Origin of the sequence: Salinibacterium sp. M195 (genome assembly GCF_019443965.1) — a bacterium.
GTDB lineage: Bacteria > Actinomycetota > Actinomycetes > Actinomycetales > Microbacteriaceae > Rhodoglobus.
In genome coordinates, this window is record NZ_CP040814.1 from 2,999,134 (window position 1) to 3,012,508 (window position 13,375).

Genomic DNA, 13,375 nt, shown 5'->3' on the forward strand with positions numbered 1-13,375 from the left:
CACGTCAACTGTGGGCGTTCGGGTCACCCAGTAAAGAGACCGCTCTCTAGACCGGTTATGACGCGGAAATTGCCCTAAGCCCCCGAACTGGGGTTAGCTCAGTAAACGGATGTTTATGCCCTGGCCGCCACCAGACGACAAGTTCAGCGGCTTGATCAGGGCATCGATCAGCCCATCGACGCTGCCAAGAAGCCCGCCAAGCAGGCCACCACCGCCGACTAAACCGGAAAGGTACGTGCGGTCGACAGTCTGGATCAAATCAAGGGAAGACAGACCACCGGGCACCCCAGTGACGTTGAGGACGAAGGTGCCGTCGCTCGACACTGTTGTTGTCGCATAGACCAGTCCTGCGGCCTGCAGCGAAAGGTGGGCACCGGGAGTCGCCGTTCCCGTGAGGTTCAGATTGATATCGGCCCCCACCACACCTCCCGGCGCCGTGTGGCCCACTGGCGGTGCTCCGCCAGTGACGGTGCCAATAACGGAGTCGACAAGGTCTACGACGGGCGTGCTCGATCCGTCAGCATTACTCGAAGCTTCTGCCTCTGCTGCCACCGGGTCGACAGCCGGGACTGTGGGAACGGTGATGTTGCTGGGGTCAGCTTTGCCATCGTCCGACGCATCATCGGAACCGACTGAGGCTGCCGCGTTCTGGCTGTCTGCCGATTGACTTGTCCAAGTGGAACCGGCGTCGACCGTGGCCGAGTCTTGCGGTGCAAACACGACGAGAGATCCGGTGAGGGCGAGCACCGCTGCCAGAGATCCCGCAATTGCTACCGGAACGGCCCCGGCACTTGCAGCTGCAGCAACAGTTCCGCCGCCCGCAAAGCTCGCAATGACCGCTGCTGGCATTGCCGGTGCGGCGGCTGCCGTCAGTGATGCGGCACCGTTCTGGGCGAAAGCGCTGAGGAACCCCCCGCCGACAACGCCGCCGAGAAGCAAGGGGATCATGACGAGTGCAAGCCGCGAACCGACCTCATCGACCTCTTGAGAGACGATAGAGCAGCCTGCGCACGTTTCAAGGTGTGCCTCAATGCGTCGCGAATCGCGACTGCTCAGGCTGTGACGTGCTCGGTCGCCAAACTTTGACATTGCCCACTGGCACTCGCCGGATGCCGTTGCATCGTTGATGTGGGCCTGAAGCCATGCCTTGCGCAAGCCTTCCCGCGCGCGGTACGACAGCGCAGCAACGCTATTGGCGCTGATCCCCAGGATGGGCGCAACTTCGTGCGGATCCATACCTTCGACCTCGGTGTACCAGAGCACCGACTGCCAGCGCTCTGGTAGTTCCCGGAAGGCTTTCGCCGTGAGCGTGCGGTCTAGCGCAACAGCTACGGGGTCGTCGAGCGTTGAGGGGTCTTCGAAGTCTGCGATCTCATCGACCTGCACTTCGCGGGAGGCCGCACCCCACGTCGACGCGAGGTTGCGGATGGTCGTGTAGAGGTAAGGACGGAATGCACCCTGCGGGCCGCCGCCCGCCAGCACACGCTGGTAAATACGCGCGAACGCCTCAGACACGAGATCGTCCGCGTCTATCGACGTGTACTGACGAGCAACACATATACCCGAGCGGTAGTGGCGACTCCAGAGTTCGGCAAAGGCGTTTTGTACCCCCGTACGCGCCTGTGCCAGAAGCTGCTCGTCCGAAGTGGTTAGCTTCGAAGCCACGATTCCGCTCATCCCCCTGATCCATTTCCCGGGCCTCTCTTTGTCCCTTTGGGTGAAGGTTTTGGAGAAAACAACCTTCGTACTCAAAGAGACGGCGGAACCCGTTCTTTATGACGCAGACTATCCAACTTTTTCAGAGATTTGTGCCCCCATTAGGGGGGAACAAGTCGTTCCGGGCCGAACAATACTGCGCTCTAGCGATTTTCAGACTAGCGCTGAGGGGCTTGGCCACGTCGCCATTTGTAGACCACCACGCCGGCGTGAAAGCGCTCTCTGAGCCCTCAGCACCAGTTCACTGAGATCAAGGCGACTACCGCTTGCTCCACGCCAACCACTGACCGCTTTTGCCGGTCAGAACCGCATTCAGTGCTCCACGTTCGGCCGATTGTCGAAACCCTTTTGTACCCCGATGGCGTGCGATCGAGTTGTTGAGAAGCCTTCAACTCCCCCGGATCGTCTCCCGTGCGGGGCAAGAATTGCCGACTTTAGGTGGACCACTTTGCCCCATCGCGCCCGCTGAGCAGCGCCGCCTCCTTGCCGTTAACCGCTGAGTGCCGCTACCCCTTCTGGGTAGCGGCACTCAGGTTGTGACGGAGATTGCCGGGCTAGTACTCGGCAATTCCCGCGCGATGCGTGTTGTGGAGCCTAGCCAGCTTGCGCTGCGGCCTCGCGAGCGGTCGGTCCGGTGGTGGCATTGATGGCAGCAGCGGCTCGGACTTTAGCCTGTTCGAGCGTTACCGTCTTGAGCTCGGCACGCACATCGGCGAGCGCGGCAGGCGTCATTGAGAGGCTTGTGACACCAAGACCGACGAGCACAACAGCGAGCTGGGGGTCGGCGGCAGCTTCGCCACAGACTCCGACTGGCTTGCCCGCAGCAGCACCAGCGTCACCGAGCATCTTCACGAGACGCAATACCGCAGGATGCCACGGGTCTTGGAACTTGGCGAGGGTGCCGAGCATCCGGTCCGCAGCCAGCGTGTACTGGGTGAGGTCGTTAGAGCCGATCGAGACGAAGTCACTGCGTTCTGCGATCTGGTCGGCGAGAACAGCGAGCGAGGGAACCTCGGCCATCACACCGACGGTGTTGAGGCCAAGTTCGCGACCAAGCGCGACGAAGTAGTCGGTCTCTTCGGCATCCGACACCATCGGGGCCATCACCCAGAGGTCGGCGTCGGTCGCATTCTGGGCGTTGACCAGAGCGGTCAGCTGGTCACGCAGGATGTTTTCGTTGACGCGCAGCGAGCGCAGCCCACGTTGGCCAAGAGCAGGGTTAGCCTCTTCGCCCATGTCCATGAAACTCAGCGGCTTATCTGCACCAGCATCAAGGGCGCGCACGACAACCTTTTTTCCCGGGAAGTGCTGAAGCATCTCGGTGTATTCCTTGGTCTGCTCTTCTACCGTCGGCGCGCTAGTGGCGTCGAGGAACATGAGCTCGGTGCGGAAGAGTCCGACACCCTCAGCACCCAGTTCAACAGCTTGAGCGGCTTCTGAGGGCGTACCGAGATTGGCGAGGAGGGGAACGAGCGTTCCATCGGCGAGCGCACCATCGGTGATGGGGGCATTGGCGGCGGCGGCAAGCTCCGCAATGCGGGCCTCTGCTGCGGCGAGTTGCTCAGCGCTCGGCTCCGTCGTGACAGTGCCGGCACCGGCATCCACAATCACCACAGTGTCATCAGAAAGATTGAGAGCGTCGGCAACACCCATGATGGCCGGAATCGCTTTGGAGCGAGCAAGAATTGCGGTGTGGCTGGTGGGGCCGCCCTGACGCGTAACGAGAGCAAGCACCTTGTCGAGCTCGAGAAGGGCCGTGTCGGCCGGAGCGAGATCGTCCGCAACCAAAACGAATGGCTCATCGCGCTGGGGAACACCAGGGGCAGCAACGCCACGAAGATTGGCAACGACGCGCTGGCAGACATCGCCGAGATCAGTGGCGCGCTCTGCCATCATTCCGCCGAGCGAAATGAGCAGCTCGCGGAATTTGCCGAAGGCCTCGAACACCGCACGTTCGGCAGTCTTGCCGCTATCGATGAGCTCATTGACACTCTCGAGAATGGACGGGTCTTCTGCCATGAGTGCCGTAGCGGTCAGCACTTCGTTGGCTTCCGCGTCCGCTTTCTCTGCCCGCGCGCGCAGGTCAGCAGCCACGAAGGTCAGCGCAGAAGCTGCCGCATCTTTCTCGGCCGCAGCATCACCAGAATGGCGAGCATCTTTCGGTTCCGGAAGAGGGTCGGGCATGCGCACGACCTTCCCAATGGCAACCGATCGTCCGACTCCAACACCTTGAAGTTCCATGTGATCTGACCTCTCCTCTGAGTTGTGCACGAACAGCCTAGCTATTCTTGATGCATGCAGCTTGCGCAACGACTGAGACCAGCGATTGAGTGGGTACTTCACCTGCGTCCCGTGCGTGTCTTCATGCACTACGCCGAGAAGCTAGGGCCAATCCTCGCATCCGGGCTCTCCTATCAGGCGATCTTCGCCGTCTTCGCGGCGATCTGGGTTGGCTTCGCCGTGGCCGGCTTCATCGTTCAAGGCGACCCTGTGCTGTTGGATGCCGTCTACAACTTCATCTCCACCAACATCCCGGGCCTCATCGGAGACGGCAGCGGAAACGGCGCCATTAGCCGGGAAACCCTCGCCGACACCAGCATTCTGGGTATCACGGGTGCAATCGCGGCCGTCGGTCTTATCTTCACCGCGCTGGGATGGATCGCCTCTGGCCGGGATGCCGTGCGCTCCATGTTCGCCCTCGAAAGCTCCGAAACCAATTTCTTGATTCTGAAGTTCAAGGACCTCGGTCTTGCCGTCGGATTTGGTCTTGCTGTGCTGTTATCTGCCGCGATGTCCGTCGCAAGTACCGCTGCTCTCAACTGGATTCTCGAGCTGATCTCGATCGATGAAGATTCGCAGGCCGCTCGCATCGCTACTCGAGGCGTGGCGCTCGTCATCGTCCTTATCCTGGACGCAGCAACCCTTGGCGTTTTCTATCGCGTCGTTTCGGGCATCAAGATTCCCTTCCGGATCCTTGCCCAAGGCACCGTTATCGCTGCGCTCGCCCTTGGCGCGCTCAAGTTTGGTGGAAGCTTCCTGCTCGAAGGGGCAACCCGCAATCCTCTGCTCGCCTCGTTCGCCGTCATTATCGGTCTGCTGATTTGGTTCAACCTCATCTGCCAAATCATTCTCATTGGATCGGCGTGGATCGCGGTTTCGGCTGATGACGCTGATCTCGATATCAGTGGAGAGAAGCGCGACGAGGATGCACCGCGTGCCGTGGCAGCGACGAAGGCTGGCGAAGAGGCGAAGGCGCACAAGACGGTCGTGGCTGAGCGAAAACTCGACCGTCAAGACGGCCGCAAAGCTCAGGCCCCTACTGAGGTGAAAAGCGAGAACGCCAAAGACGAGCACGCGGACCGGAACAAGGCCAAGAACACAGACAGCGAGAAGAAATTCGCGCGCACTTTCAAGCGGATGCTGAAACGCAACAAGAAGCGCTAGTGCACCGTCACCGCGCGGTCAGTGCGCGTCGGTAGTCTTGAGGCATGGCAACACGTCTTCGCATCGCATCCGTCAACGTCAATGGTGTTCGCGCCGCCTACCGCAAGGGCATGGGCGACTGGCTAGATGCCCGAGACATCGACATTCTCGCGCTGCAAGAGGTTCGCGCCGCCGACGCCGACATCGAAGGGTTGCTCGGCGATGGTTGGAACATCCTGCACGACGCCGCGACGGCAAAGGGCCGCGCGGGAGTCGCGCTGGCCTCACGCAAGGGTTCTGCGGCATCCGCCCCTCTTGCTCACCGCGTAGCTCTCGGTGCCGACGATTTCGATAGCGCCGGGCGTTGGCTCGAAGCCGACTTCAATGTTGCGGGTAAGACCGTCACCGTCGTGAGCACCTACGTTCACTCGGGTGTCGTCGATACCCCTAAGCAGGTTGAGAAGTACAAGTTCCTCGAGGCCATGCTCGTGCGCCTGCCCGAACTTGCCGCCCACAGCGACCACGCCCTTATCGTCGGTGACCTTAACGTTGGCCACCGCGAACTCGACATTAAGAACTGGCGCGGCAACCGCAAAAAGGCTGGTTTCCTTCTCGAAGAGCGTGCCTACTTCGACCGCATCTTTGGTGCGGCCGGCGAGACCATCGAATGTGTCGACGGCACGACCGCCCCCGGCCTCGGTTGGGTGGATGTCGGCCGCCAGTTTGCTGGTGAAGTCGACGGCCCATACACCTGGTGGTCGCAACGCGGCCAAGCTTTTGACACCGACACTGGTTGGCGTATCGATTACCACGTCGCCACCCCCGCGCTTGCGGCCACCGTTGCGGATTACCGCATCGATAAGGCCGGCGCCTGGGATGAGCGCTGGAGCGATCACGCTCCCGTCGTTGTTGACTATTCGATCTGAAAGAATTAGCTAATGAGCACCACACCCCGCCTGTTTTCCGGCATGCAGCCGTCTGCCGATTCGCTCCACGTGGGCAACTACATTGGCGCGCTCATGCAATGGCGCGAGATGCAGCAGAACTACAATGCGGTCTTCTGCGTTGTTGACATGCACGCCATCACCGTTCCGCAGGAGCCCGAGCTACTGCGCGCTCAGACCCGTCGCACCGCCGCGCAGTACATTGCCGGCGGTATCGACCCCGAGCACTCGGTGCTCTTCGTGCAGTCGCAAGTTCCGGCGCACGCCGAGCTTGCCTGGGTGCTGAACACCATCACCGGCTTCGGTGAGGCTTCGCGCATGACCCAGTTCAAAGACAAGTCAGCCAAGCAGGGTTCGGATGCCGCCTCCGTCGGTCTCTTCACGTACCCCGTGCTGATGGCCGCCGACATCCTGCTCTACGACACCGCTATTGTGCCGGTGGGCGAAGATCAGCGTCAGCACATCGAACTCACGCGCGACCTCGCCACCCGCTTCAACTCGCGTTTCGGCGACACCTTTGTGATGCCTGAACCTCAGATTCAGAAGGCCACCGCCAAGATTTACGACCTGCAGAACCCCGAGTCGAAGATGAGCAAGTCAGCGACGACGGATGCTGGCGTGTTGTGGTTGCTCGACGAGCCCACCAAGACGGCCAAGAAGATCAAATCGGCCGTGACGGATGCTGACCGCGAGATCCGTTTCGACCGCGGCGAGAAGCCCGGCGTCTCGAACCTACTCACTCTGCACTCGACGTTTAGTGGAACATCCGTTGCCGACCTCGAAGCGCAGTTCGAGGGCAAGGGGTATGGCGATCTCAAGAAAGAGGTTGCCGAGGTGGTGACAGCTGAATTCGCCCCCGTGCGCGAGCGCACTCTTGAGCTGCTGAATGACCCTGCCGAACTTGACCGCATGCTCAGCAAAAACGCTGAACGTGCCAACGAAATGGCCCAAAAGACGCTTGACCGCGTCTACGACCGAATCGGCTTCCTGCCGCGGGTGCGCTAATGCAAACTTTTTCTCTCACAAGCGAACGCCTCACTCTCGATGCCCTCACTGGTGACGATGTCGAGCTCATGACCGCCTACTGCCAAGACCCGATCTTTGAGCACACGCTCACGATCCCGTGGCCGTATGTGAAGTCAGATGCCGAATTCTTCATCAACAACTTGGTGCCGCAGTGGTGGGACGACGACGACGAATACACCTGGGCGATCCGCGAAACGGGCAAGCCTGAACTGCTCGGCGTCATCAGCTTTCGGCTCTACAACGACACCATCGGCTACTGGATGGGCGAACCCCACCGCGGCAAAGGCCTCATGAAAGAAGCCGTCGCTGAAGTATGCCGCTGGGTCTTCTCCACTGGTCGCCCCGAAGTGCGCTGGGAAGCCCTCGTCGGCAACAAAGCCTCAGCGGCGATCGCCAAAAAACTCGGCTTCATCTACACCGGCATCGAGCCCGCCTCAAGCGAATACCGCGGCGGAACGCATCCGCCGTCGTGGTGGGCAACGCTCACTGCGCCAGATGAGAACCCCAGCTACGAGGTCGAATCTGGTCAACCTTGGCCGGTCTAGCGGGCAACGCATGCAGCCCGTTGTCCTGACGACCGAACGGCTTACTCTCGACTTGCTCATTGACGCGGATGTCGATGTGATGACCTCGTACTGTCAGGACACGGCGCTCAAAGATGCAGTTCCCATTCCATGGCCCTACGGGCGCGAACATGCGGATGGGTTCATCAATGTGCTCGCACCCCAGTGGTGGGAAGACGGCACTGAATTCACGTGGGCCATTCGCCGCACGGGCGACCCGCTGCTGCTTGGTGTCGTTGGATTCAACGTGGAGAGCACCGCGATCGGGTATTGGTTGGGCGCTCCCCACCGCGGTAACGGTTTTATGCCCGAGGCTGTGGCTGAGGCGGTGAGTTGGCTTCACTCCGTGGGGCACACTGAGCTGCACTGGGAGGCGGTCGTGGGAAATGTCGCGTCGGCGCGCGTTGCCCAGAAGGTTGGCTTCGACTACACCAGCACCGCACCTGCGTTGGGACGATTCCGCGACGATACTCGCCCGCTGTGCTGGCACGCGCACCGCGCTGCCGACAACGGTGAACTCTCCGAACCGACAGACGCGGTGCTGCCGTGGCCGATTTAGCACCCTGCGCAAACTGAGGGGTTATCGTAATCCTATGGTTGGTGCCGATTACGAACATCCTGAACCGCGGGGCTACTTCCCGATGGCAGGATTCGACGAACCCGAGCCACTTACTCAGAGTTCGCCGGCGCCTCTGACCGCCAGCACTTCTGCTGTGCGACTCATCGTCTTTATGCCCATTGCGCAAGCCTTGCTCGTTACAGTCCATGTGATCGGAATGCGTGGAACCACGACATGGATACCCTTGGGGTTCACTATGGGGGTCGGAGCAGCGCTGTCTTGTGTGTTGGCGTGGGCAGATCGTACCGAACTCGAGAATCGTGGGTTTTCGCGGATACCGTCGCCGCTCTGGGCTCTCCCCCTGCCGCTGGTCTATCTCGCGCTTCGCGGGTATGCCGTAGAGAAGAACGATTGGACAGCCCATCGACCGACGTGGGTGCATTCGGCCCTGTTCGCGACGCTGGTCGCAATCGGATGCATCGTTATGATTTTTGACACACTCTTTTAGACGCGTTCCCCCGTCTGGATCACACCCCACCACCGCCGAAACGGACGTGCATTGACCATCACCGTCGCCCTCTTTGACCTAGACGACACTCTGTTTGCCCATCGGGCATCGGTGGACCTCGGCATTCGTAGCCACCGCCGCTCACTCGGAGCTGCGTTCGCTGCGGGGCCGACTAGCGACGGCAGCACCGTGTGGCCTGACGACGCGGCTGAGAGTGTGCGCTGGACCGCGCTCGAAGAGCACCACTATCACCGCTACCTCAGCGGCGAGCTGACCTTCGAAGGCCAACGCCAAGCTCGCGCCCGCGGCTTCGTCGAGCCTTATGGCGTGATGCTCAACGACGCCGAATCGAGCCAGTGGTTCGACACCTACTTCGAGGCGTACCGCGCAGCGTGGCACCTTCACGATGACGCTGTGGCCTGTCTCGATGCGTTGGATGCCCGCTCCCCCGCCCTCCGCGTCGGCATCATCACCAACGGCGAGCTCGACTTTCAAACGCGCAAGGTTGAGACAGTTGGCCTCACCCACCGCATCGAACACCTCGTCGCCAGCGGCGAATTCGGACACACCAAACCCGACCCGCGCATCTTTCACCACACCTGCGAACTCTTCGATGTCGACCCCGCCGACGCGGTCTACATCGGCGACCGACTCGCGACGGATGCGCTGGGAGCCGCGAACGCAGGACTCACCGGAGTGTGGCTCGACCGCGAGCGCAGCGCAACCACCGACCAACTCGACGAAGCCCGTGCGGCCGGTGTCAGTGTCATCCACACCCTTGATGAATTGACGCCGCTGCTCGGCTGAAGCCCCGCCCGCGTCGTCATATTTCGTGGGAATACTTTCTGCCCAGCCGCGTTGAGTACACTAAGCGCAGTACAACGTGCTCCGGGGTCGGTGAAAGTCCGAACCGGCGGTGATAGTCCGCGAACCGCGATGAAGTGAAAACTTCTGACCGGTTGACCTGGTGAAATTCCGGGACCGACGGTTATGAGATCGCAAGATCTCTCAGTCCGGATGAGAGGAAGCACGGCTTTAACAGTGAAGTGAGCCACAATATTTTGGCGATCTGACCTGTTAAGGCGGGTTTTTCGAACCCATTTTCCCGGAGCCCGTCCCTTGAGACGAGAGACCGGATGAGCACACCAGAACAGCACGCACAGCTCGAGAAGCTGATGCTTCATGCGCTGTCGCTTGCCAGTCGTGGCCCCATCACCGGCGGAAATCCTCAAGTTGGCTGCGTGCTCGTCAATGACGCTGGCGACATTGTTGCGGAGGGCTGGCACCACGGTGCCGGTACGCCTCATGCCGAAGTGGATGCCCTCACCAAACTTGGTGGCAACGCTGACGGCCTCACCGCTGTCGTCACCCTCGAACCCTGCAATCACCAGGGTCGCACCGGCCCGTGTGCTCAAGCCCTTCTCGATTCTGGGGTGAGCCGCGTCGTGTACGCGGTTTCAGACCCCGGGCCGCATTCTGCTGGCGGCGCCGAACGACTCCGCAACGGTGGCGTCGAAGTGATCGCCGGTGTTGCTCAAGCCGAAGCCGAAGAGTTTCTGCACTCGTGGCTAACCGCAGCCCGACTGCAGCGTCCGCACGTCACCGTGAAGTGGGCATCCACCCTCGACGGTCGCGCTGCCGCCGCCGATGGCACGAGCCAGTGGATCACCGGCACCGCGGCCCGCCAGCACGTGCACGAGCAACGCGCGCGCGCCGATGCGATCGTGGTGGGCACGGGCACGGTGCTCGCCGATGACCCGAGCCTGACCGCGCGGGGAGACGCCGGCGAACTGCTCGAATGGCAACCGCAGCCGGTGGTGCTCGGTCGGCGCGAGATTCCGGCGGATGCGCAACTGCGCCAACACCCCGAGCAACTGCGTCAGATTGACGGCCGGGACCTCAACGCCGCGCTGAACGAACTGTTTGAGGCGGGCATCCGACGTGTCTTCGTTGAAGGCGGACCCACTATCGCGAGCGCTTTCATCGCCGCTGGACTTGCGGATGAACTGCTCATCTATCTGGCCCCGAAACTGTTGGGTGGCCCCAAGGTGGCGCTCAGCGAGCTCGGGGTATCGACCATGGCTGAGGCGAAAGAACTCAGCATCACTGAACTTCGCCCGCTGGGCAACGACGTGCTGATTGTCGCCCGCCCGGCGGCAGAAACGAGAGCGTAACCATGTTTACCGGAATCATTGAAGAGCTCGGCGACGTCGTCGAGTTTGCGGCCACCGACGATGGTGCGCGCCTGACGGTTCGCGCTCCGAATGCGGTGTCAGATGCCGGCCACGGTGACTCGATCAGCGTCAGCGGCGTGTGTCTCACCGTTGTCGATCAGGGGCCCGACTGGTTCACGGCTGACGTCATGGGCGTCACCCTCGACATGAGCACGCTCGGTTCGCTTGCCGCCGGCGCACGGGTCAACATCGAGCGCGCGATGCAGGTTGGCGATCGTCTTGGCGGCCACATCGTGCAGGGTCACATCGACGGCACGAGCACCGTGCTGAGCGTCACCGATGAGGGCAGTTGGAGCATCCTGCGCTTCAGCCTCACCGAAGAACTGGCCCCGCTGGTCGCCCGCAAGGGTTCAATCGCGGTGCATGGGGTCTCGCTCACGGTGAGCGCTGTGGGGCGCGACTGGTTTGAGGTTTCGTTGATTCCCGAAACTCTCACCGCAACAACGTTGGGAGCGCTCGCTCTGGGCGACTCCGTCAACATCGAAACCGACATCCTGGCGCGCCACGTGGCCCGGATGGCCGAGTTCACCGACGCACCTTCGCGTCACGAAAGGACCGAGTCATGAGCCTCGCCACAATCCCCGATGCCATCGAAGCGATCCGCGCTGGTCGCCCGGTCATCGTTGCAGACGATGAGGGCCGCGAGAACGAGGGCGACGTCATCATCTCCGCCGAACTCGCCAGCCAAGAGTGGATTGCGTGGATGGTGCGCTACTCCTCGGGCTTCATTTGCGCTCCGATGACCAACGAGATCGCCGACGCACTGGCCCTTCCGCCGATGGTTGCCGTGAACGAAGACCCCCGAGGCACCGCCTACACCGTGTCGGTGGATGCCGCTTCGCGTCTCAGCACCGGCATCAGCGCCTCGGACCGTGCCCACACTTTGCGCGTGCTGGCAGATCCGCTTTCGATGCCCTCGAGCCTGCACCGCCCCGGCCACATCATGCCGCTGCGTGCTGTCGATGGTGGCGTGCGCGAGCGCGATGGTCACACCGAGGCATCTGTCGATCTGATGAAGCTTGCCGGTCTTCGCCCCGTTGCGGCGATCTCTGAGATCGTGCTCGACTCCGGCGAGATGATGCGTCTTCCCGAACTGATCGAGTTTGGCGCGCGCGAGGGCGTGCTCGTCATCACCATCTTGGACCTCATGCGCTGGCTCGAAGAGAACCGTTGTGACACCATCCCGGCACCGATTGAACCAATCCCCGAGATGAGTCGGGTGACGTTCGAGGTCGAAACCACCATCCCGACTGGGCATGGTTCCTTCACGGTTCGTGCCTACCGCGACAACTCGACCGGTGCCGATCACGTCGCTTTCATCGCGCCGGGAACCCTCGATCACACAGGCGACGGCCCCACCCTGGTGCGCGTGCACTCGGAGTGCCTCACGGGTGAAGCGTTCGGCTCACTCAAGTGCGAGTGCGGCCCTCAGCTCGACGCAGCGCTGGAAACTATCCAGCACGATGGCGGTGCTGTGATTTACCTGCGCGGCCATGAAGGTCGCGGCATCGGACTCATCAACAAGCTGCGGGCCTACCGTCTGCAAGAAGATGGGCTCGACACTCTGGACGCGAATCTGGCCCTCGGTCTGCCTGCCGACTCCCGTGACTATGGAGCCGCCGTCGGCATCCTCAAGGATCTCGGAATCTCGTCGGTCAGCCTGCTGAGCAACAACCCCGAGAAGAAGCGTCAGCTCGAAGAACGCGGCGTCATTGTCGGCGACCTCGTGCCGCTCGTTGTTGGCGTCGGCGTCGGCAACGAAGGCTACCTCGAAACCAAGCGTGACCGCATGGGTCACCAACTCCCCACCACCGCCGTGCTCGATGAGGCACGGCTTACCGCGAAAGGCCTCTGATGAGTGGCGCAGGATCCCCCGAAATTGTTACCGACGCAACCGGCCTCAAGGTCACGATCATCGCCGGACAATGGCATGAAGTCATCACCAACGGACTGCTCGCTGGTGCCCACCGCGCCCTCCAAGCAGCGAATGCCGAGGTGACCGAGGTGCGCGTTCCCGGCAGCTTCGAACTGCCCGTCGCGAGCAAGGCAGCCCTGGATGCTGGGGCGGATGCCGTTGTCGCTCTCGGCGTCATCATCCGTGGTGGTACGCCCCACTTCGAATACGTGTCGGATGCCGCCACCAGCGGCCTTACGCAAGTGTCGATCCTGACCGGCAAGCCGGTGGGCTTTGGCGTGCTCACGCTCGACGACGAGCAGCAGGGCCTCGATCGTGCCGGGCTAGAGGGCTCAAAAGAGGACAAGGGCGAGGAAGCCGCCAACGCTGCCATCGCGACCGCGGTGCTGTTGCGGCAGATTCGCGGAGCCTAACCGGCTCGGTGCTGTTGCGGCAGCTGCCCCTCGCGCTTGCGACCAGCTGAAATTGATGAAAGCTTGGGTACTCG

General features: G+C 61.8%; 13 protein-coding genes and 1 riboswitch. Of the genes, 11 read left to right on the forward strand and 2 right to left on the reverse strand.

Translation table 11 applies throughout. The features are described 5' to 3' along the window. Nucleotides 1–93 precede the first annotated feature (93 nt). A complete protein-coding gene (locus FFT87_RS14305; protein ID WP_219949342.1) occupies nucleotides 94–1,677 on the reverse strand; it encodes a sigma-70 family RNA polymerase sigma factor in 1,584 nt (527 codons plus the stop codon). Between the two features lie 633 nt (nucleotides 1,678–2,310). After that, nucleotides 2,311–3,957, reverse strand: a complete 1,647-nt coding sequence (gene ptsP, locus FFT87_RS14310) for a phosphoenolpyruvate--protein phosphotransferase (RefSeq protein WP_219949343.1) — start codon at nucleotides 3,955–3,957, stop codon at nucleotides 2,311–2,313. Between the two features lie 54 nt (nucleotides 3,958–4,011). On the opposite strand from ptsP, the gene FFT87_RS14315 reads away from it, so the two are divergent. The 11 genes from FFT87_RS14315 to ribH all read left to right on the forward strand — a co-directional run bounded on the left by FFT87_RS14315 (nucleotide 4,012) and on the right by ribH (nucleotide 13,301). Next, nucleotides 4,012–5,160, forward strand: a complete 1,149-nt coding sequence (locus FFT87_RS14315) for a YihY/virulence factor BrkB family protein (RefSeq protein WP_219949344.1) — start codon at nucleotides 4,012–4,014, stop codon at nucleotides 5,158–5,160. Nucleotides 5,161–5,204: 44 nt separating this feature from the next. Further along, nucleotides 5,205–6,065, forward strand: a complete 861-nt coding sequence (locus FFT87_RS14320) for an exodeoxyribonuclease III (RefSeq protein ID WP_219949345.1) — start codon at nucleotides 5,205–5,207, stop codon at nucleotides 6,063–6,065. Between the two features lie 12 nt (nucleotides 6,066–6,077). Continuing rightward, entirely contained in the window at nucleotides 6,078–7,088 is a 1,011-nt protein-coding gene (gene trpS / locus FFT87_RS14325) for a tryptophan--tRNA ligase (RefSeq protein WP_219949346.1), read from the forward strand. After that, the gene (locus FFT87_RS14330; protein ID WP_219949347.1) at nucleotides 7,088–7,654 is read left to right on the forward strand and encodes a GNAT family N-acetyltransferase; all 567 of its coding nucleotides are present in this window, start codon (nucleotides 7,088–7,090) and stop codon (nucleotides 7,652–7,654) included. The genes trpS and FFT87_RS14330 overlap by 1 nt, the downstream gene beginning before the upstream one ends. 10 nt (nucleotides 7,655–7,664) lie before the next feature. Next, nucleotides 7,665–8,231: a GNAT family N-acetyltransferase gene (locus FFT87_RS14335; RefSeq protein ID WP_219949348.1), complete on the forward strand. Its 567-nt coding sequence runs from the start codon at nucleotides 7,665–7,667 to the stop codon at nucleotides 8,229–8,231. Nucleotides 8,232–8,265: 34 nt separating this feature from the next. Further along, nucleotides 8,266–8,739 (forward strand): hypothetical protein, encoded by a 474-nt coding sequence (locus tag FFT87_RS14340; RefSeq protein WP_219949349.1) that lies wholly within the window; start codon nucleotides 8,266–8,268, stop codon nucleotides 8,737–8,739. Nucleotides 8,740–8,790: 51 nt separating this feature from the next. After that, nucleotides 8,791–9,546: an HAD family hydrolase gene (locus FFT87_RS14345; RefSeq protein WP_219949350.1), complete on the forward strand. Its 756-nt coding sequence runs from the start codon at nucleotides 8,791–8,793 to the stop codon at nucleotides 9,544–9,546. A gap of 74 nt (nucleotides 9,547–9,620) precedes the next feature. After that, nucleotides 9,621–9,772, forward strand: a riboswitch (FMN riboswitch). Nucleotides 9,773–9,875: 103 nt separating this feature from the next. Next, a complete protein-coding gene (gene ribD / locus FFT87_RS14350; protein WP_219949351.1) occupies nucleotides 9,876–10,913 on the forward strand; it encodes a bifunctional diaminohydroxyphosphoribosylaminopyrimidine deaminase/5-amino-6-(5-phosphoribosylamino)uracil reductase RibD in 1,038 nt (345 codons plus the stop codon). 2 nt (nucleotides 10,914–10,915) lie between these two features. Beyond that, on the forward strand, nucleotides 10,916–11,539 hold the full coding sequence (locus FFT87_RS14355) for a riboflavin synthase (protein WP_219949352.1): 624 nt from the start codon (nucleotides 10,916–10,918) through the stop codon (nucleotides 11,537–11,539). Continuing rightward, the gene (gene ribB, locus FFT87_RS14360; protein WP_219949353.1) at nucleotides 11,536–12,828 is read left to right on the forward strand and encodes a 3,4-dihydroxy-2-butanone-4-phosphate synthase; all 1,293 of its coding nucleotides are present in this window, start codon (nucleotides 11,536–11,538) and stop codon (nucleotides 12,826–12,828) included. The genes FFT87_RS14355 and ribB overlap by 4 nt, the downstream gene beginning before the upstream one ends. Continuing rightward, nucleotides 12,828–13,301, forward strand: coding sequence for a 6,7-dimethyl-8-ribityllumazine synthase (gene ribH / locus FFT87_RS14365; RefSeq protein WP_219949354.1), 474 nt, complete (start codon nucleotides 12,828–12,830; stop codon nucleotides 13,299–13,301). The genes ribB and ribH overlap by 1 nt, the downstream gene beginning before the upstream one ends. The last annotated feature ends 74 nt before the right edge of the window (nucleotides 13,302–13,375 follow it).